The organism is Vibrio sp. SCSIO 43136 (assembly GCF_023716565.1).
In the GTDB taxonomy this organism is placed as follows: domain Bacteria; phylum Pseudomonadota; class Gammaproteobacteria; order Enterobacterales; family Vibrionaceae; genus Vibrio.
Window position 1 is genome coordinate 1,773,566 of record NZ_CP071849.1, and the last position, 19,660, is coordinate 1,793,225.

At 46.4% G+C, this 19,660-nt stretch carries 17 protein-coding genes; 9 read left to right on the top strand and 8 right to left on the bottom strand.

The genetic code is table 11. The annotated features are described in order from the left end of the window. Window positions 1-145 precede the first annotated feature (145 nt). Window positions 146-937, bottom strand: a complete 792-nt coding sequence (locus J4N39_RS22815) for an AraC family transcriptional regulator (RefSeq protein WP_252025265.1) — start codon at window positions 935-937, stop codon at window positions 146-148. Between the two features lie 405 nt (window positions 938-1,342). Between J4N39_RS22815 and J4N39_RS22820 the strand changes: the two genes are divergently transcribed. Both J4N39_RS22820 and J4N39_RS22825 read left to right on the top strand, forming a co-directional pair. Next, the gene (locus J4N39_RS22820) at window positions 1,343-2,131 is read left to right on the top strand and encodes a substrate-binding periplasmic protein (RefSeq protein WP_252025267.1); all 789 of its coding nucleotides are present in this window, start codon (window positions 1,343-1,345) and stop codon (window positions 2,129-2,131) included. Between the two features lie 212 nt (window positions 2,132-2,343). After that, complete coding sequence (locus J4N39_RS22825; protein ID WP_252025269.1) at window positions 2,344-3,384, top strand: IS481 family transposase; 1,041 nt, start codon at window positions 2,344-2,346, stop codon at window positions 3,382-3,384. A 125-nt stretch (window positions 3,385-3,509) separates the two neighbouring features. On the opposite strand, the gene J4N39_RS22830 is transcribed toward J4N39_RS22825, so the two are convergent. Continuing rightward, window positions 3,510-4,640 carry an MFS transporter gene (locus J4N39_RS22830; protein ID WP_252025271.1) on the bottom strand — a complete coding sequence of 377 codons (1,131 nt, stop codon included), beginning with the start codon at window positions 4,638-4,640 and terminating at the stop codon, window positions 3,510-3,512. 645 nt (window positions 4,641-5,285) lie between these two features. Here J4N39_RS22830 and J4N39_RS22835 point away from each other — a divergent pair. Beyond that, window positions 5,286-5,528 (top strand): hypothetical protein, encoded by a 243-nt coding sequence (locus J4N39_RS22835; RefSeq protein ID WP_252025273.1) that lies wholly within the window; start codon window positions 5,286-5,288, stop codon window positions 5,526-5,528. On the opposite strand, the gene J4N39_RS22840 is transcribed toward J4N39_RS22835, so the two are convergent. From J4N39_RS22840 to J4N39_RS22855, 4 genes are read right to left on the bottom strand one after another with little or no spacing between them, the layout of a single operon-like run. Then, complete coding sequence (locus J4N39_RS22840) at window positions 5,525-6,403, bottom strand: metal ABC transporter permease (RefSeq protein WP_252025274.1); 879 nt, start codon at window positions 6,401-6,403, stop codon at window positions 5,525-5,527. The genes J4N39_RS22835 and J4N39_RS22840 overlap by 4 nt on opposite strands. Then, window positions 6,391-7,275, bottom strand: coding sequence for a metal ABC transporter permease (locus J4N39_RS22845; RefSeq protein ID WP_252025276.1), 885 nt, complete (start codon window positions 7,273-7,275; stop codon window positions 6,391-6,393). The genes J4N39_RS22840 and J4N39_RS22845 overlap by 13 nt, the downstream gene beginning before the upstream one ends. Window positions 7,276-7,280: 5 nt before the next feature. Next, window positions 7,281-8,159, bottom strand: a complete 879-nt coding sequence (locus J4N39_RS22850) for a metal ABC transporter ATP-binding protein (protein WP_252025278.1) — start codon at window positions 8,157-8,159, stop codon at window positions 7,281-7,283. Then, window positions 8,149-9,036 (bottom strand): metal ABC transporter substrate-binding protein, encoded by an 888-nt coding sequence (locus J4N39_RS22855; RefSeq protein WP_252025280.1) that lies wholly within the window; start codon window positions 9,034-9,036, stop codon window positions 8,149-8,151. The genes J4N39_RS22850 and J4N39_RS22855 overlap by 11 nt, the downstream gene beginning before the upstream one ends. A 358-nt stretch (window positions 9,037-9,394) precedes the next feature. Here J4N39_RS22855 and J4N39_RS22860 point away from each other — a divergent pair, with 358 nt between their 5' ends. Then, window positions 9,395-10,093: a helix-turn-helix transcriptional regulator gene (locus J4N39_RS22860; protein WP_252025282.1), complete on the top strand. Its 699-nt coding sequence runs from the start codon at window positions 9,395-9,397 to the stop codon at window positions 10,091-10,093. Between the two features lie 68 nt (window positions 10,094-10,161). Here J4N39_RS22860 and pdxH read toward each other — a convergent pair whose 3' ends face one another. Then, the gene (pdxH, locus tag J4N39_RS22865) at window positions 10,162-10,797 is read right to left on the bottom strand and encodes a pyridoxamine 5'-phosphate oxidase (RefSeq protein ID WP_252025284.1); all 636 of its coding nucleotides are present in this window, start codon (window positions 10,795-10,797) and stop codon (window positions 10,162-10,164) included. Window positions 10,798-11,253: 456 nt separating this feature from the next. Here pdxH and J4N39_RS22870 point away from each other — a divergent pair, with 456 nt between their 5' ends. From J4N39_RS22870 to J4N39_RS22890, 5 genes are all read left to right on the top strand, one after another. After that, on the top strand, window positions 11,254-12,645 hold the full coding sequence (locus J4N39_RS22870) for an HlyD family type I secretion periplasmic adaptor subunit (RefSeq protein WP_252025286.1): 1,392 nt from the start codon (window positions 11,254-11,256) through the stop codon (window positions 12,643-12,645). Between the two features lie 6 nt (window positions 12,646-12,651). Beyond that, the gene (locus tag J4N39_RS22875) at window positions 12,652-13,326 is read left to right on the top strand and encodes a transglutaminase-like cysteine peptidase (RefSeq protein WP_252025288.1); all 675 of its coding nucleotides are present in this window, start codon (window positions 12,652-12,654) and stop codon (window positions 13,324-13,326) included. Between the two features lie 5 nt (window positions 13,327-13,331). Then, window positions 13,332-15,248: a bifunctional diguanylate cyclase/phosphodiesterase gene (locus tag J4N39_RS22880; RefSeq protein WP_252025290.1), complete on the top strand. Its 1,917-nt coding sequence runs from the start codon at window positions 13,332-13,334 to the stop codon at window positions 15,246-15,248. Window positions 15,249-15,259: 11 nt separating this feature from the next. Next, window positions 15,260-17,374, top strand: a complete 2,115-nt coding sequence (locus tag J4N39_RS22885) for a type I secretion system permease/ATPase (RefSeq protein ID WP_252025292.1) — start codon at window positions 15,260-15,262, stop codon at window positions 17,372-17,374. A 99-nt stretch (window positions 17,375-17,473) separates the two neighbouring features. Further along, window positions 17,474-17,845, top strand: coding sequence for a VOC family protein (locus J4N39_RS22890; RefSeq protein WP_252025294.1), 372 nt, complete (start codon window positions 17,474-17,476; stop codon window positions 17,843-17,845). Here J4N39_RS22890 and J4N39_RS22895 read toward each other — a convergent pair. After that, complete coding sequence (locus J4N39_RS22895; RefSeq protein ID WP_252025296.1) at window positions 17,842-19,500, bottom strand: flagellar assembly protein A; 1,659 nt, start codon at window positions 19,498-19,500, stop codon at window positions 17,842-17,844. The two genes, J4N39_RS22890 and J4N39_RS22895, sit on opposite strands and share 4 nt — an antisense overlap. Between the last annotated feature and the right edge of the window lie 160 nt (window positions 19,501-19,660).

Here is a 19,660-nt window from a genome sequence, read left to right on the forward strand (position 1 = left end):
GGGTGTTACTTTTGGTGGGGGTTATTAACGTACAACTACCGGTAAAGGGCGAAGGGTAACAGGGTAACAGGGGGAAAGGGAGAAAGAATGGCAAACCTAGGCTTGGTGTCAAACTTCTCACAGCTTTCTAGCGCAGAATCTGCGTTTAGCGGGGTTGGAAGCGTTTTTTGTATTGGGATGGGGAGATGCTCTCTTGGCGAGAGAATGCGTGGGTGAAGGCGCTTTGGCCGGAGAAGCCGGTAAGTTCGGCGATTTGCCCGAGCGTAAGGTGACCTTGCTCGATAAGTGTTTTTGCGCTTTGAATACGCTTGTTTAGTACATATTGATGGGGGGTTTGGCTCGTCTGCTCCTTGAACAAACTATGGAACTGGCTTTCGCCCAAGAATACGCTTGAAGCCAGTTGTGCGACGCTAATTTTCTGGCCCAAGTGCTGATCAATGTAGCGATCTACCACTTCCATATCCAAGCGGGTCTCTCGCTCTAGGGCGTGGTAGTTTTGCATGTGGCGTTGCAACAGTGAAAGCACCGTATCGTTGCACGCTCGGCTAAGTAGTTTGTCATTCGGGTCTTTGCGCATCTCCTGCACAAACAAATCAATAATCTGACGCAGCTGCTTGTCGAGCTGGAAATAAATATCTTGCTGTCCCACTTGCTCCACTCGTTCGCTTAGCAGTGGATCGGCCAGATGGTTAGGTGCACTGTTTAACACCAAGATGTCACACTTACCCACGCCCCCAAACGCATGTAACGTCGACGCACTTACCACGCACCCTTGCCCAGCGCCAATAAAGTTGTGAACCCCAGCCACATCAAATTCCGCTTTGCCGCTCAAACCAATCACGATCTGCACGTAATCATGTGAGTGGATATTCATCTCACTGCTCAACGTTTGAATTTCAGCAGGGATCATCGCAGAAGGTGTCGATACTGGTTGCATGGCATTTACCTGTAGGGAAGCGTTTATTCGGATCTAAGTCCACGCCTTGGATCATTGCACGCTATGTTACCTTGCAATTCTGGCTGCCGTCAAAGCCGCTGTAGCCCTTTATTTCTCTCGGAACGATGATCAAGACCGTACAAATTACGGTCAGTGCGGAATAGATATAGTTCCGTGATAAATAAAGGGCTACAGAGCGATTTTGTCCTCTCATGCGCCTCTATTTGCTTACCAACTCTCAAGCAAAGCGCCAATCGACAGCATTTCCTTGATCATTCTTTTGAAAACGATCTTCTTACCTTGATCATCGTTTCGAGAATTTGTTTCAAACCCCAGCGAGCAAGGCTAACTTCAGCTATTTTTATAAAAGTGGTTGAGCCAAGAATTAAAGGGAGCCCTATTCAAATGTGGAAAATCGTGCTGCTTTCGCTTCCGTTATTTACTCTGTCACATACAGGTCTAGCCAACAGCCATGACCACGAATGCCTTCGTTTGCACGTAATCAAAAGTGCGCCTATTGGTTTTCTCGACCAAAACGACAACCCCACCGGAGTACAGTGGCGTTACCTTGAAGAAATTGAAAAGCACTCAGGGTTATGTATCACACCGCTGCTGATGCCCTATCCGCGTATCTGGAGCAGCATTAAAAATAACCGCCATGATGGTGGAATTGTCTTTCGCTCCCCATCTCGTTCACAATACGTGCAATACGTGCAATACGTGGCATCAATCCGAACCGTCAACACGCTAGTCATCCCTATTAAAGGAAGAAAAGTCAGCTCATTTGATGACTTATATGACCTAAAAATAGGTAAGCTGCGTGGTAACCATCTAAGCAAGCAATTTGATAATGACCCCAACCTCAATGTCATCGAGTTTTCGAGTTACGATCAACTCGCTGCAATGTTCAACGCAAAACGGATAAGCGCAGTCGCTGGCAGCGCACTTATTTTGAATTATCAATTACAACAGTATGGTGTTAGCGACATTCTCGACTTTGAAGAGAAATTCATTTTAGGTGAAAAGGAGCAGTGGCTACAAATTGCCAACGGCTCTAAACATCTCGACAAGATTCCAAAACTCAAACAAACCATTGAGGCATTAAAGCTCGATGGCACATTTGATCGGATCATGGACGAGTTCCACCAACCGGGTTGGAGGAACATCAACCAATCAGCACTCTCCGATGATTGATGCGAGTCTAAATTGCGCTTCAAACAAACTAACGAAGCGACAAAGGCGAGCACAGTGTTAAAACGCTTACAGGTTACAAAACTGGGTGTTTAATTCCCGTCCTTATTTGTATTAGTTCGGACTAGATCTGACACTTCACTTTGAAAAGAAGAGAGTTACCCGCTTTGATTAAAGGTGCTTAATCCGTAATCAAAGAACAAGAGGTAACTCTCATGCTTCATACTAGCAATCCAATCATTAAACACAAAGCGGGTCTTCTCAATCTTGCTGAGGAGCTCGGTAATGTATCTAAAGCCTGTAAGGTTATGGGTGTATCAAGAAACACTTTTTATCGCTACCAAGAGCTCGTTGAGACTGGTGGCATTGATGCGTTGATAAACCAGAGCAGAAGAACACCCAACTTAAAAAACCGTGTCGATAGCGATACCGAGGAAGCAGTCCTCAAGTACGCCATCGATTTCCCTGCACATGGACAGGTAAGAACTAGCAATGAGCTGCGTAAGCTAGGTGTATTCATCTCACCGAGTGGCGTACGTTCAATCTGGCTCCGAAACGACCTTGAAAACTTCAAAAAACGCCTGAGTGCTCTTGAGAAAAAAGTAGCTGAAGATGGGATCATCTTAACCGATGAGCAGGTAGCTGCTTTAGAGCGCAAGAAACATGATGATGAGGCTTGTGGCGAAATAGAAACAGCTCATCCAGGTTATCTAGGCTCTCAAGATACGTTTTATGTGGGTAACCTCAAAGGCGTTGGCCGCATTTACCAACAGACCTTCGTAGATACCTATAGCAAAGTGGCCTTCGCTAAGCTTTACACAACGAAAACACCTATTACTGCGGCTGACATGCTCAATGATAAGGTGCTGCCGTTCTTCAAGTCTCATGAGCTACCAATGCTGAGAATACTAACCGACAGAGGTACAGAATACTGTGGCCGAGTTGAACAGCATGACTACCAGCTCTACCTCGCTATCAATGATATAGACCATACAAAAACAAAAGCTATGTCACCCCAGACAAATGGCATCTGTGAACGCTTTCATAAAACGATACTGAATGAGTATTACCAAGTTACCTTCAGAAAGAAACTGTATGGTTCGATGGAAGAGTTGCAGAAAGATCTGGACGAATGGATAGACTACTACAACAATCATCGTACTCATCAAGGAAAAATGTGTTGTGGGCGAACGCCAATAGAGACATTAGTTGATGGGAAATCAATCTGGGCTGAAAAGAATCTAACCCAGATTTAATCTGACAGGCACCGTATCAAAATGGGTAACTGTCAGATCAGGTCTGAATTACTACACCTTATTGCTCCTCTCTGACTGCTACTCCATTATCCACCTCAATGAGTTTAAGGCTGCATTACTAATGCTTAGAGTGCTACCTCGGAAGCGCTACACATTAGCCTATCTAACCGCATCGCCAACACCAGACTTCCTCCTACACAGGCTGCACTAAAAACAAGATTAAACTCGTTTGCATCTAGCTCAATGAGCCCATAAACAACAACACAAGATAATGTAGCAGAGAGCGCTTGCCCCATAGTGAGCAAACCACGAAGCCCTGCACCCAGCGACTTCGGAGTGTCTTTAAAGAAGTTGACTTGAGTCCTAACGATCTGGAGTACTGAGTATGGAAATATTGCAATGGCCATCCCAAAAAGAAATAAAGTACTTAGTTCAATGAAGCACGCAAGTAACGAAGCTATTGCTGCAACAGAAATCCACACGTTATAAGCTTCGAACTTCTTAAACCAGCGGCTAACAATAATAGAAAGTGCCCCACCGAGCATCTCCACTTGAGAGTATAGTTCTCCTCCCAACTCCGAACCGTATTGATGAGTAATTAATAATGGAAGAGATACAGCGATTGCACCAAAACTAAAGTTACACAATAAAAATATATAAAAGCTGTAACGCATTTCTATAGAGTGTGAAACTTCTCGATAGGTAAGTCCGAAATAGTTAACTAAGGGGAGCCGTTCTTTTTCACCATCTTTCGCATTCCAAATTGAAAACGCAAATAGCAAGTGACACAGCCCCGAAAAGTAGAACAATGAAGAAAAAGGGATAATATCCCACATCAGCGGAATTGCGACCAAAGCAGGAGAAACTACCATCATAGAAGTTGATACAATATTCAACTTAATAATCAATGGCTCGACATCGTTAAAGTTATGCTTCGCTAAGCTATAGATATATGACTTGTTGTAGCTTGCAGCTAACGAGAAGAGTAGCGATAAAGGAATTAACCAATAAATAGAAACCTCTACTTCCTCAACACTTACCACCATTAGAAATGCAAGTGCTGAAACTAACTGTACCGCTAAAGCAATCAACCTATTATTAAAGTTATCAATTAACCAGCTAACAAAAGGGGTTAATACAATGGCTGGTAGGAACAAGCATACTCCAAGAATTGGCACCAATGCCTGCTGACCCAAAATTGCTCCTGCAAACCAAAACAGTGCCATGCGCACGATAGCATTCGCAGTAAACGCCATTGTAGCGCCCAGCAAAAAGTATCTAGAAGTCACATTTTCACCACATCAATGGAAGAGTACAAAGCTTTCACTCTTTTAAGACAGTATGTATTCTCTGACATTCCATTCTTAGCCCCTATGCGTGAAGCCATACATCCGCCTAGACACAGATGTTTTTTATCGCACAGACTGCAATAGCCTGAGTTCAGCTTAACCACACTTACTTCATCGGCTATTGCGTCAAATATGGACATTTTCAATTAACTCCATGCTATATGCCATTTTAAGTTACCTAACAATTGCAGGAAGAATTAAAGTAAGGGCCAAGGTGATTATTTTAATTGAGTCAGATCAATATATAACGAAAAAACACCCCTGATATAAGTAAAACAACTTAAAAGCCCTTACCACTTATAAATCATGCCAACCTTCTCATTGATTATATATTCCAAGTAGAAATGAGCTCTTCACACAAACTTAAAGTAAGTGCATATGCCTGAAATATTTTACGAGTTGAAGTAGTGTAACTTAGTGTATTATCCACAAACAATAAATTGGAGATGTTATGAACCATCAGCCTATCGATTTGATGGTCATCTTCGAGGTTTTAACAGGACACATACCAAAAGTAAACGGATAAGCGCAGTCGCTGGCAGCGCACTTATTTTGAATTATCAACTGCAACATTATGGTGTTAGCGACATTCTCGATTTTGAAGAGAAATTCATTTTAGGTGAAAAGGAGCAGTGGCTACAAATTGCCAACGGCTCTAAACATCTCGACAAGATTCCAAAACTCAAACAAACCATTGAGGCATTAAAGCTCGATGGCACATTTGATCGGATCATGGACGAGTTCCACCAACCGGGTTGGAGGAACATCAACCAATCAGCACTCTCCGATGATTAACGTGCCTTATCAAAATTGCGCTTAAATCGAACTAACGAAGCGGTATCGACAGAAAACCCTTTTAAATAGCTCACCAATAACGCCACCACAAACATCGCAGCCTGCACCAACACAATACAAGCGCTGGTTGCGCCATCAATGTAAAAGCTTAGCCAAATACCTAACACATTGGCCGTCACTGAAACTGTGACGGCAACGACCAGCATGGTGTTGAAACGCTTGCTAACCACAAAGCCAGTGATCCCCGGAGCCACCAGCATGGCAACGACCATGATAACTCCTACCGCTTGAATCGCTGCAACGATAGTAAGTGCTAACATCACCAATAAACCGTAGTGGAGAAAGTTCACTGAAAGCCCCACCACCCGAGCGTGTGCTTGGTCAAAGCAGTAAACAATAAGTGGCTTTCGCAACACTACCACTAGCAGGCTCACCACGGCACTGATAGCAAGAATCTGGTTTTGGACTGACTCGGTGATGCCCAGCATATTGCCAAATAAAATATGCATTAAATGCTGGTCAGTTTCGACCTTAGCAAACATCAATAAGCCGAGCGCAAACATGCCAGAAAAAACAATGCCCATCGCCGTGTCTTGTTTCACCCGACTGTGGTCCTTAATAAACCCAGTCAAAAGCGCACAGAAAATGCCTGAAACAAATGCGCCTATCGACAATGCTATTCCTAGTAAGTAAGCAATTACTATCCCCGGAAGTACCGCATGGGATATCGCATCCCCTATCAAGGACCAGCCTTTTAGAACCAAGAAACAGGACAGCAGAGCACACACGATGCCAACCGCAACACCCACCAGCAGTGCCGTTTGCATAAAGCCAAACTGCATGGGAAAAGCGAGCCAATCGATTAAAGCTTGCATGGTTTTTCCTCCAGCTTAATCGCACTTGAACGATTGAGTTTTGCGGTGACAATGCCGTGCTTTGGAGAGAACAAGAATGCCAAAATAAATGAGACCGTTTGCAACACCACAATGACAGCGCCCGTCGTAGCATCAAAGAAATAGCTGAAATAAACCCCGAGCAAACCACTCAATGCGCCTATTGCAGAGGCAATCACTAATAGTCGCTCAAATCGGTCGGTCAACAGATATGCCGTCGCACCGGGTGTAATCACCATCGCAATCACCAAGATGGCACCGACGGTTTGTAGAGAGGCTACGGTGCAAGCACTCAGTAAGGTAAAAAAGCCAATCTTAACAGCGTTGACATTAATCCCCACTGCACTTGCTTGCGGTTCATCAAAGAAAACCAGCATCAAGGTTCGCCACTTAAGCGCTATCAGGGCAATGGTGGTTAGACAGATAATGACAATTTGCCATTGATCGCTGGCACTTACTGCCAAAATGTTGCCGAGGATAATAGTCTGCACATTCACTGACGTCGGGTTGAGCGATATCAATAACAAGCCTGCGGCAAAAAAAGTGGTAAAGATAAAGCCAATAATGGCGTCTTCTCGTAGATGGCTGAAGGCTTTAAGTGCCGCAATACTTAGGGCAGCAAGGAATCCTGAGAAAAAAGCACCGAGTGCAAGCGGCAGTCCAAGGGCATAGGCTGCAGCGACACCGGGTACTACAGAGTGAGATAGAGCATCACCAATTAACGACCAACCTTTAAGCATTAAATAGCAAGACAGCAAAGCGCAAGCAGCGCCGACTAAAGTAGCAGCCACCATGGCATGCTGCATGTATTGATACTCAAAAGGTTCAAACAGGAAGGTGAATAGGCTCTCCATAACCGCTACCCCCTATCACTGCCACTGACCACAGTCGCACTCTCTTTGTCTCGTCCATAAAAGACAGCGGGCTTATCGTGGTCAGAAAATATGGTTACCGCACGAGGGTCATCATCAGTATGCAGCTGCTTACCATCAATCCCCACTTTGGTCAATACGCCGCCAAAAGTCTTGGCAAGGTTAGATTGGGTGAACGTTGTGTCCACTGGCCCAGAGGCCACCACGGTGCGATTGATAAAAATCACTTCATTACAAAAATCAGGCACACTACCAAGGTTATGGGTGGATACCAAGATCAGGTGCCCTTGCGATTTGAGCTCTTGCAGTAGCGCCATGATGGCTGACTCTGTGGTGAAGTCGACGCCGGTAAATGGTTCGTCCAACAAGATGATTTTGCTTTGCTGGGCAAGTGCTCGAGCCAAAAACACTCGCTTTTTCTGCCCACCCGAAAGTTCACCAATCTGCCGTTTGGCTAGATGCGCAATACCTAAACGCTGCATGGCCTGCAATACTAATTGCCTGTCTTCGCCACTTGGCCTTTTAAAAAAGCCCATGAAGCCAAAGCGACCTTGCATCACCACTTCTTCGACTAAAATTGGAAAATCCCAGTCAATGTCCTCACTTTGAGGCACATAAGCCACCATGTTGCATTTTAGTGCTTGCTTGATGGCAACGTTATTGACTCGAATCGAGCCGCTGCGAGGCTCGACTAGCCCCATAATAGATTTAAACAGGGTCGACTTTCCGCCGCCGTTGATCCCCACTAGTGCGCAAATCGTACCCGCCTCCAGCGCAACATTGACCTGTTCAATCGCCGTCACACCATTGCGATAGACAACGCTAACATCATTGATCTCTAGTTGAGCGGTGGGATTAATGTTCATGATCAAATCCCTTGGCAATGGTGTTGCTGGTCACGCGCAGTAAGTCCAAATAAGTAGGCACTTTGCCACTTGCACTGGATAGTGAGTCCACATATAGCACGCCGCCATAGTGAGCCCCGGTTTCGGTTGCAACTTGGCGTGCTGGTTTGTCAGAAATGGTGCTTTCGCTAAACACCACCGGGATCTGGTGCTGCCTCACGGTATCAATGAGCTGCTTAACCTGTTTTGGCGTACCCTGCTGATCAGCATTGATAGGCCAAAGGTAAGCTTCCTTAAGCTGGTAGTCCTTAGCCAGATAACTAAATGCGCCTTCACTGGTCACTAACCATCGCTGAGAGGCCGGAATACTTGCAAGTCGCTGACGAATGGGCTCAATCTGCGCTGTGACTTGGTTGGCATAGGCTTGTGCGTTAGCTTGGTATGCAGCACGATTGTCAGGGTCGACTTGAATCAGCGCCTCTTTAATATTATCAATGTAGATAAGAGCGTTATTAGCTGACATCCAAGCGTGGGGGTTTGGTTTGCCTTGATACGGACCTTCATAAATAGACAATGGCTCTACACCATCACTCACGACAAAGGCCGGCACCTTGTTGATATTGCCAAAAAAGCGTTCAAACCAACGCTCTAAGTTCATACCGTTCCACAGTACCAGATCGGCCGATTGTGCTTTTACGATATCTTGAGGCGTCGGCTGATAGTCGTGAATTTCAGCGCCCACTTTGGTGATTGAGACGACATCGGCTTTATCACCGGCCACGTTTTGCGCCATATCTTGAATCACCGTAAAGGTGGTAACGACCTTGATTTTCGCTTGGCTTTGAGTGGCGACAGATAAAAGGGCAGCGCTCACCGCTGCGATGATCCACGATTTCATTGTGTGACCTAAATAGCATTGAGAATTATTCTCATTAAAAGACTATTTAGTAACAATGTCAACAGGGGGGAATCCCCCCTTTCGAGATCTGAAAATATCTATTAACGTATTTGTAGTGAAACTTGCTGAATAGTTAAGTCTCACAGGTATGACAACTTGGACCCTAAGCTTGTTATACCTCTTCTACACGTCGACAAGATTTTATCTTGTATTTGCCAGCTCCCTCAGGCTGGCATTTTTTTGTCTAAATTGCGCCCCATCCTATAAATAACAACTATTTTTGTAGGGACTATTGCTCGTTTGAATATGTGACTGGTAACATGCTTTATCACCCGTTAGCCGTCATTAAGTTGTATCAATGGCATTAACTTCTCAGCTCGAATCCCTTTTTTCTCAACTGCCTGGCTGCTGGGGATGTAAGGATAAAAACTCCGTCTTTGTCTATGCAAATGTTGCCTATGGCGAACTCATAGGCGTTGATGATCACTTAGACTGTATCGGCCTCACTGATTTTGAGATGCCGAGCCCAACCACGGCTTGCGCCGCTGATTTTCAAAGACAAGACAAGCAGGTCATGGAAACCGGCCAAACACTGCGCATTCTTGATATCCACCCTTACCCTGACGGCCATTGGCGAGCACATATCTTTACCAAGTGCCCTTGGTTTGATGATGCTGGTGAGATTCAAGGCACAATTTTCTATGGTATAGAGTTAGAAAACACAGCAATTTTGGAAGTCGGGCACTGGATCTGCCGCGCTACGGGGTTAAGCCAAACGCATCATATTTTCAGCACTCAGGCAAACCAAGCGCCACAAAAGCTCAATCAGAGAGAATCTCAGGTGCTGTTTTTACTGCTTTACGGTAAGAAGCCACAATTTATTGCCAACGCCATGAAGATATCGGTCAAAACCGTTGAAGGGCATGTTGCAAGGCTTAGGCTTAAGTTTGGTGCCAACAGTAAAGCTGAGCTTATCGAAATGGCGCTGGATGCAGGCTACGGGTCGGTGATCCCAGAAAGTTTATTGCAGACTCAGATATCCGTGGTACTAGGGTAAGAAAAACCCCCAATGCACAAACATCAGGGGTTTAGGGCGTGTTGACCTAGTAATTTAACCATAACGAGCTATGGCGCTAGGCGATCCACATCCCAGTCACCACCGTTTTCAGTAAATAAGAAACGGTCGTGTAAACGGTGTTCACCACCTTGCCAAAACTCAATGCTTTGCGGCTTAACTCTAAAGCCACCCCAGAATTTAGGAACTGGGATTTCACCTTCTTCAAACTGCTTTTTCAGCTCCATGTACTTGCCTAATAGTAGGCTGCGCGCTGAAATGCGGCTACTCTGGTGGCTAGCGATCGCTGCAATCTGACTCTCTTTAGGACGAGAGGTGAAGTACTTCATGTTCTCCAATGCTGTCAGTTTCTGCGCCACACCAGTGATATGTACTTGGCGCTCAAGCGGATGCCAAGGAAAATGCAAACTGATGTTGGTGTTGTTTTCCAACTGCTGCGCTTTACGACTGCCTAAGTTGGTGTAAAACACAAAGCCGTCTTTATCGACACTTTTCAGTAGAACAATGCGCTGGAAAGGCATGCCATTTTCATCCACTGTAGCAATCGTCATCGCCGTAGGGTCAGTCAATTTTGCCTCCACAGCTTGCTCAAGCCAAAGGTTAAACTGATCGATCGGGTCGGCTTTTAAGTCGCGTCGGCGCAGACCGCCTTTTGAGTACTCGCGACGAATATCTGAAAGTTCCATTGAAAGCTCCTTTGTCGTTGCTGCGATTGTGCGATCAACCGAGGCTTTACTCAAGCGTTAAATCAATTACTTGGGCTAAGCATTTCGCTAGCTAAGTACCTACAATTTCTACGACTCAAACATCGGCAAGGTTCTCATTCCAACCTTAATTAGTTTACAAAACCCATATAACCCTAGCCTATACTTAACAGAATCGATTAACATGCTGTTAAAGGCGTAATGAAATCAACTGATTGAAAGCGATACCAATACGACTAATTATGTGATCTTGCATAGCGACGGACAGATTTTGTCTAGCATGGTCCGGCATTCCGGGGAAGAAATCTTATGCCTAGCTGGGACTAGGGATACGATTTCTGACGCGGCTAGAGGAAATATGGACTAGCTAGGCTGATCAGATAATTAGTTGGATTGGTATGAAACTACGCCGCATTAATTGTTATTCAGGGAATGAAAATGGATAGGAAGGGCTTAAATAAGTTAGATTCAACCGAGCTCGACTACGTTGACGACAAAACCGCAGCCTTGCTGCTCAACACCCCAACCAGTGCCAGAATCCTTTTGTGGGTTGTGGTGCTTTTCTTCGTCTGTGCTGGGGTATGGGCTGCATGGGCGCAAATCGATAAAGTCACCGCCGGGGAAGGCAAAGTCATCCCTTCTTCCCAGCTGCAAATCGTACAAAACCTCGAAGGGGGATTGGTCAAAAGCCTGCTGGTAAAAGAAGGCCAATCGGTGACCAAAGGCCAGCAGCTGCTATTAATCGACGATACTCGTTTTCGCAGTGACTTTCGTGAGCGTGAGCAGCAAGTCACCAACTTAACCGCATCGGTATTACAGCTGACTGCTTCCCTATCCAGTATTACCGTCAATGAAGATTTCACTCCGGCCACTTGGCAAGACAGTGTCAAGATCGATGCCACCAAACTGATCTTCCCCGAACAGATCCGCGAAAGCGCTCCGGATCTGGTTGCTCGCCAAATGGCAGAATATAGACAAGATCTTAATAACCTACGCAACCAAGTATCAGTATTGACTCAACAAGTGAAACAGAAACAGCAAGATCTGGTTGAACTGCGGGCGCGGGTCGATAACTTAAAACAGAGTTACCAGTTTGCGAGAAAAGAGCTCGACATTACTCGTCCGCTTGCTGAAGAAGGCGTAGTGCCAAAAATTGAACTGTTAAAGCTTGAGCGCCAAGTGAATGATACTCGCCGCGAAATGACCTCTAACGAGCTTAAAATCCCAGTGCTCAACTCCGCCATTCAAGAAGCGATTTTAAGCCGCATTAATGCGGTTCAAGATTTCCGTTCTGAGCAGCAAGAAAAGCTCAATCAGGCCCAAGATAAGCTCTCTGCATTAACTGAATCAACCGTTGGCCTAGAAGACCGAGTCAATCGAACCACGGTAGTCTCTCCAGTAACTGGCACGATTAAAAAACTCTACATCAATACCGTGGGTGGGGTTATCCAGCCGGGGATGGATTTAGTTGAGATCGTGCCGACCGAAGATACGCTTCTCGTCGAAGCTAAAATTGCACCGCAAGATATTGCATTCCTGCGTCCGGGCTTATCTGCTTTGGTTAAATTTAGCGCCTATGACTTTACTCGCTATGGTGGTTTAGAAGGCACATTGGAACACATCAGTGCCGACACCATTCAGGACGAAGAGGGCAACAGTTTTTACTTAGTACGTGTGCGTACCACTCAAGATAAGTTTGGCCTCAATGACGACTTACCGATTATTCCGGGTATGACCGCCTCGGTAGACATCATCACAGGTAAGCGTTCGGTACTCGACTACCTGCTCAAGCCAATCACCAAAGCTAGCCAAACGGCGCTGCGGGAGTAAGCGGGCATGGCATGGAAGCGACCTAAACTCGCCCTTCTTGGATTGCTTGCTCTGAGCTTTGCCTCAGGCGCACTCAACACCCAAGAGCAGCGTTGGGTTGATGCCGTACAGCGTACTTATGGCGATCGCGCTGCGCAACGCATGTATGCGTGGCGTGATGTGATCCACAGCTACAAAGGTCTGCCAGAATCTGAGCAACTAGAAGCGGTAAACCGCTTTTTTAACCAGATGAACTTCATCGACGATATCCACATGTGGGGCCAAAAAGACTACTGGGCAACCCCACTAGAGTTCATCGGTAGCGCAGGTGGTGACTGTGAAGATTTCACTATTGCCAAATATTTTTCCTTGCTGGAGTTAGGCGTGCCAGACAAAAAACTACGCCTTATCTATGTAAAAGCCATCGAGCTTAATCAGTTCCACATGGTGCTGGCCTACTACTCCAGCCCAAGTGCCGAGCCGTTACTGCTCGACAACTTAAAATACGACATTACCCGTGCATCAACACGCCGCGATTTGCTGCCGATTTATAGTTTTAACGGTACCAACCTGTGGTTAATGAAAGAACGTGGTGCCGGTAAGTTGGCTGGGAAGTCATCTCGTTTGAGTTTATGGAACGATCTACGCTCACGAGAGAAGACTCTTAAATTAAACAAACCGATCATCAATTTTGACGAGTAGACAAGATGACACTATATAAACAGCTTGTCGCATGGATGTTAGCCGTCTTTATCATGCTGATTACTTCAGTATTTGCTATCGAGTTTAACACCACGCGAGACTTTCTTGAGCAGCAGCAACGCTCTGAGGTCAACAACACCATCAATACGGTAGGCTTGGCTCTGGCTCCATATCTTGAAGACCAAGATGAGGTCGCCGTTGAGTCAGTGATTAACGCCCTATTTGATGGCAGCTCATATCAAGCCGTACGCCTTATCTTTCTGGCCAACGACAAAGAAATCGTGCGCACCTACCCTATTCATCGTCAAAATGTTCCTGAATGGTTCACCGAACTTCACCTGTTTCGTACCATTCACGATCGCCGGGTCGTGACCAGCGGCTGGATGCAGTTGGCTGAAGTCGAGATTATCAGCCACCCTGGCGATGCTAATGCGCAGCTTTGGGGAGCGGCGGTGGATCTACTCACCATCTTCTCAGCCATCTTCTTGATTGGTGTGCTAGTGATCACCATGGTAGTCAAACGAGCGCTGTTACCATTAAGCCAAATTGTGCAAAAAATGAATGACGTGGCGAATCACCAGTTTGGGAAGCCACTGCCTCTGCCTCGAACTAAAGACTTGATTGCCGTAGTAAAAGGCATCAACTTTATGTCTGCCCAAGTGGAGAAGAGCTTTCAGGCGCAAGCTAAGGAAGCCGAGCAGCTTCGCCAACGTGCTTTCATTGACCCTGTATCTCAACTGGGTAACCGCTCTTTCTTCATGGCGCAGCTCAACACTTGGTTGAAAGAGTCGGCTATTGGTGGCGTGGCCATTTTGGAATCCACCTTTATTGCCGATGCTTACGAAGAACATGGCTATGAAGCGGGTGACGCCAAGGTACGTAGCCTTGCCGATCACTTAAAAACGACATTAGCCTCTCCAGACATTACCATTGCGCGCATCAACACGTCTGAGTTTGCGTTCATTTTCCAAAACCTAGGTGATGAAGAGCTAAAAGTGACCGCCGAAAGCATCATGAACTACATCCAAGATCTGCACTCAGACCCAACCGGAACAGAGCCGCTCGATGCTTATTTAGGTATTGTTCATAACGAGCAGCCAAAAAGCACATCAGACATTTTGGCATTGGTGGACAACGCCCTGTCTCTTGCTCACGCAAATCCGAATACTTGCTATGGCATTGTTAAAGATACTCAACAAGCAACTGTACTTGGTAAGCAGCAGTGGCGTGCTCTGGTCGAACAAGCCATTGAAGAGCAGTTGATTGAGTTTAAGTTCCAGACGGCCTCCAATGCGCAGAAACAGCCATATCACCAAGAAGTGTTCTCTGCTATTGAAAAAGAAGGGCAACGCTACACCGCCAACCAATACCTGTTTGCACTTGAACAGCTTGGTGAAGGCCAGATCTTTGACCGCTTTGTCATAGAGTCAGTGATCGATAAGTTGACCTCAGAAGAGCACAACACGCCATTTGCCATCAACTTAACCGTAAGCAGTGTTTGCGAGCCAAGCTTTATTCGCTGGCTATCTCAAACGTTGAGCCGTCACACCGATATCGCCAATAAGCTGCACTTTGAGATCCCAGAAACCTGTTTCGTGCACCACCAGCACCATACCGCTCTGGTGTGTCACGCCATTCGTACCGCTGGGGCTGAGTTTGGTGTCGATAACTATGGTCGTCACTTCCACTCATTGGATTACATCAACGAGTTCCGTCCTGCGTACGTGAAGATTGATTACCTCTACACCCACAACCTCGATGATGAGCAGCAAGCATATACCCTAACGTCCATCTCTCGTACGGCGCACAATTTGGATATTACGACCATTGCGTCACGAGTTGAAACCCAAACTCAGTTGAACTTCTTGTCTGAACACTTCGTCGATGTGTTCCAAGGCTATATTGTCGATACCAAGGATTAAGGCCAAGTTGTATGCAAGATCCTTTGCTTAATGCATTGGTGTATGTAAGTCGCTATTACGGCTTATCTAATTCACCAGAAGCTCTGATAAACGGTTTGCCATTAGCCGATGGCAAACTTACCCCGTTTCTTTTCCCACGCTCGGCCGAGCGCGCTGGGCTTGTTGCCCGTGAAAATCGTGCCAGTTTTGAGGCTATTCCTGAATTAGTTCTACCTGCGGTATTAATGCTAAAAGGTGGTGATGCTTGCGTACTGGTGAGTGTCAATCAAGAATCTGGAGAGGCGGAAGTCGTTACCAGCGACTCCCACATGATGCCAGTATCGCTACCTCTAGAAGAGCTGCAAAGCCAATACACTGGCCGCTACTTTCTGGTGAAAAAGCAGTTTCGCTATGATGAGCGCTCACCCGAGGTACTGAAAAACCGTGATGGCCACTGGTTTTGGAGCACATTATTTGAGTCTAAGCACATCTATCGAGATGTATTTATCGCCTCAATTTTGATCAACTTATTTGCCATCGCAACGCCGATGTTTACCCGCTTGGTCTACGACAAAGTCGTGCCAAACCTTGCGTTTGAGTCCTTGTGGGTACTGGCTTCTGGTATTGTGGTAGTGTTTGTCTTCGACCTGATCCTTAAAATGCTGCGCAGCTATTTTATCGATGTGGCGGGCAAAAAATCCGACATACTGGTCTCCTCTAAGCTGTTCTCAAAAGTGATGGGAATCCGTATGGAGGCTCGTCCGCCTTCTGTCGGTGCGTTTGCAAGACACCTACAAGAGTTTGAGTCCATCCGAGAGTTCTTTACCTCGGCGACCATTAGCTCACTGATTGATTTGCCGTTTGCGATTCTCTTCTTGGTAGTGATCTGGCTGGTGGCAGGCCCTATTGTGGTGGTGCCTATTGTAGGTATTTTGATCCTCATCATTCACTCGATGCTGATCCAAGCCCCGCTAAGAAAGAGCATTGAAGAGGGGTCGCGCCTCGCTTCGCAGAAATACGCTAACTTAATTGAGAGTATCTCTGGCCTTGAGACAGTGAAAGCATTTGGTGCCCAGAGCCAGTTCCAGTATCGCTGGGAAGAGGCCGTGGCACACATGTCGAACTGGAACATCAAAACTCGCCGCATCACCGACTCGATCCAAAATTCCGCAGGCTTCATCCAGCAGGCGTCGAGCATTGGCATGATCATCGTTGGGGTCTACCTCATCGCACAAGGCGATCTAACAATGGGCGGCTTGATTGCAGCAACGATGCTCAGCAGCCGTGCTGTGGGCCCACTGGTGCAAATGTCACTGCTATCCACTCGCTATAACCAAGCCAAATCCGCCATGACGATTATCGAGCAGATCATGGAAATGCCGGATGAACAAACCGAAGGCAAACGCTACATTCATCGCCCGGTTATCCAAGGCAAGATTGAGCTCGACCGAGTGACATTTAACTACCCTGACAGTGAACTTGCAGCGATTCGCGACGTCAGCTTCACCATAGAACCTGGGGAGAAAGTGGCGATAATCGGTCGTATCGGCTCGGGTAAAACCACCCTTGAACGCTTGATCATGGGGCTCTATCAGCCAACCCAAGGCTCGGTACGCATCGATGATACCGACATTAATCAGCTTCACTACGTCGATGTACGTCGCAACGTGGGGTGTGTGCCTCAAGATGTCACCCTGTTCTATGGCTCAATTCGAGACAACATTACCTTGGGCCAGACTCTAGTCGACGACAGAGAAGTACTCGATGCCGCCAACCGTTCTGGAGTGACTGTCTTTACCCAGCAAGATCCAGCTGGCCTTGAGCGACAAGTTGGCGAAGGTGGTGGCTTGCTCTCTGGTGGACAACGACAAGCAGTCGCCATTGCAAGGGCGATGATTGGACGCCCACCGGTACTTTTGATGGATGAACCCACCAGCTCGATGGATAACCGCTCAGAGCTACACATTAAGCACCAGTTGGCGAACCTTAAGCAGAGTGAAACCCTTATCCTGATCACTCACAAAACCTCGATGCTTGATGTCGTGGACCGAGTCATCGTCATGGAAAAAGGCGCGGTGCTTGCCGATGGTCCTAAAGAGCAAGTTCTCAACGACCTTAAACAAGGCCGCGTTAGGGCAGTAAATTGACCCAATATTGTTATCATCAAGCCAGCGTTCATCGCTGGCTTTTTTATGGGTTAAAACTGCTACGCTTAAAGCTGTGATTGGTTACTAAAGAGAAATATCATGGAGCTAGGTGCGCACTCTATTAGTCTGACAGTCAAAGACTTGGCTGTTTCTAAACAGTTTTATACTCAATTGGGCTTTGAAGTCACAGGGGGGGATGAGAGCCAGAATTGGCTGATCTTAAAAAACGGGTCATGTGTGATCGGGTTATTCCAAGGCATGTTTGAAAAAAACATCTTAACCTTCAACCCTGGCTGGAATAACAATGCCGAGATGATAGACCCTTTCACCGACGTGCGAGAGTTAGAAAAAGAACTGATCCAGAGAGGCTTAAACTTAGATCAAGGCACAGATCCTCAATCGACTGGACCTGCCAGCATCATGCTCACTGACCCAGATGGTAACCCTATTTTGATTGACCAGCACCGCTAGCCCATATAGGCATTCACTTCGATTTCGTAGTGATTGAAAGTGATTTGAGAAGGCCCATGCATGCGCTTGGTTGAGGTCGATTCATCCCCATAAGAGATGGTCACTTTAGGATGCAGTTTGTTTTTGACAATGATAACGCTGGCTTCAAGCATTTGCTCAAACTCTTGCTCGACCATCTCAAGCTTTTTCTTGGCCTTAGACAACTTAGTATTGGTCTGCTTTTTCAGCTCCATGATCTCATCGATCATCTCTTGAGTGCGTTCCTTTTTCGGTGTTTTCGCCAACTCCATCTCTGCGCGAACCACCGTCATGGTATCTTCTTGGGCGACAGTATAAGACTGTTTAAGGTTTTCTATCCCCTGGCGATACTTGTTATAGCGAGCGCAAGCTTCAACTTCAGTCGCAGTCCCACCTTCAGCCCCTAAGTTGATACAGGTGATTTTACCGCCGACCTGAATCGTGCCACCACTTAAAGTGCCCTGTTTACCGACCCCATCATCAACGACCAAATCGCCACCACAGCGCACTTCGCTCTGCAGGCAGTGAATGGCCATATTGATATCATCATGAGCTTGTACTTTGGCGTACTGAGCGTATTTGGTTGTGATGGTGCCCCCAGAGCGAACAACACACGCCACCTCTTCATCATCTTGTACCGGTCGGCCAATGATGCCCTTTGCGACATTAATGTCCCCGTGGGCTTGCACATCTGCGGATTCAATAAAGCCACCAACGGTTACAGAACCCGTCGCCAGCACTTTCATGCCTGGTTCAACGTCTCCATTGATCACTACACTGCCTTTAAACTTGATATGACCAGTGGACACATCCACTTTTTTAAGCACCAGAGCGTTATCCACTTCGACCGTGTTATCTTTAATGATTGGCATGCCCGATACCGCAGCCACCAGCAAGGTCGGATCTTGCTTGGAGATTTTAGAGCCTTTGGCTTCTTTAAAGAGCTTCTCTGTACCTGGATTAGGAGGGATCACTTTACCGGTGACAGTATAGCCTGGAGTGCCTTTTGTAGCAGGGATGCGACGCATGATCGCTTCTCCCTCTTCAACCGTAATCGTCTCACCAAGGTTTCTCATATCGACCTTGTGGGTGACATTATTGATCTCTTGAGGTTTAAGAATGCGGCTATTGATATCAGGAACAAGTGGCTTGAATTGAGTATCCTTGCCATCGACGGCATTTTTTCCCACAGCGACGGCTTGAATGAACTCTTCACCTGCGGAGACGCGTTGGCTCATAGCCAGCACTTTCTTTAGAGCAAGCTTATTGATGCCTTTTTTAACTTTACCTTTGGCGAGCGCTTCGACAATTTCACCGCCACTCAAACCGCGGCCACCGTAAGCCCCTTTCACCACCATTTTGGCGATCATGTCATGGTCTTCGAGCACAACGTCAACGGAAGCGTTTTTGCGAAAAGCAATATCTACGCCTTGAAAAGCTTCTTTCTTGCCTTCTTTAGCAAAGAAGATAAAAGACTGGACGGCGGTATCGTCAATAAAAAAGCTTTTGACACCAAGCTCCGCAAGCGCACGCTCTAGGCCTGTAGAGTCGAACTCATTCGACATCATGCTGCTTGTTGGTAACTTAGCTGTTACTGTCTTTTCATCTTGTGAAAGATGGACGAATTCGCTCCACATAGTCTCCGCTCTACTAATACAACTTGGGATCAGTGTATCGAAATCCGTGTGAATTACGGAAAAATTCTTTTGAAATTCTGACTGGGTTCAAGGATATGAATTTACACTGTAAACGGCCTCGCAGCTTTTACCTTATAAGCTCACCAAAACCCCAACATAG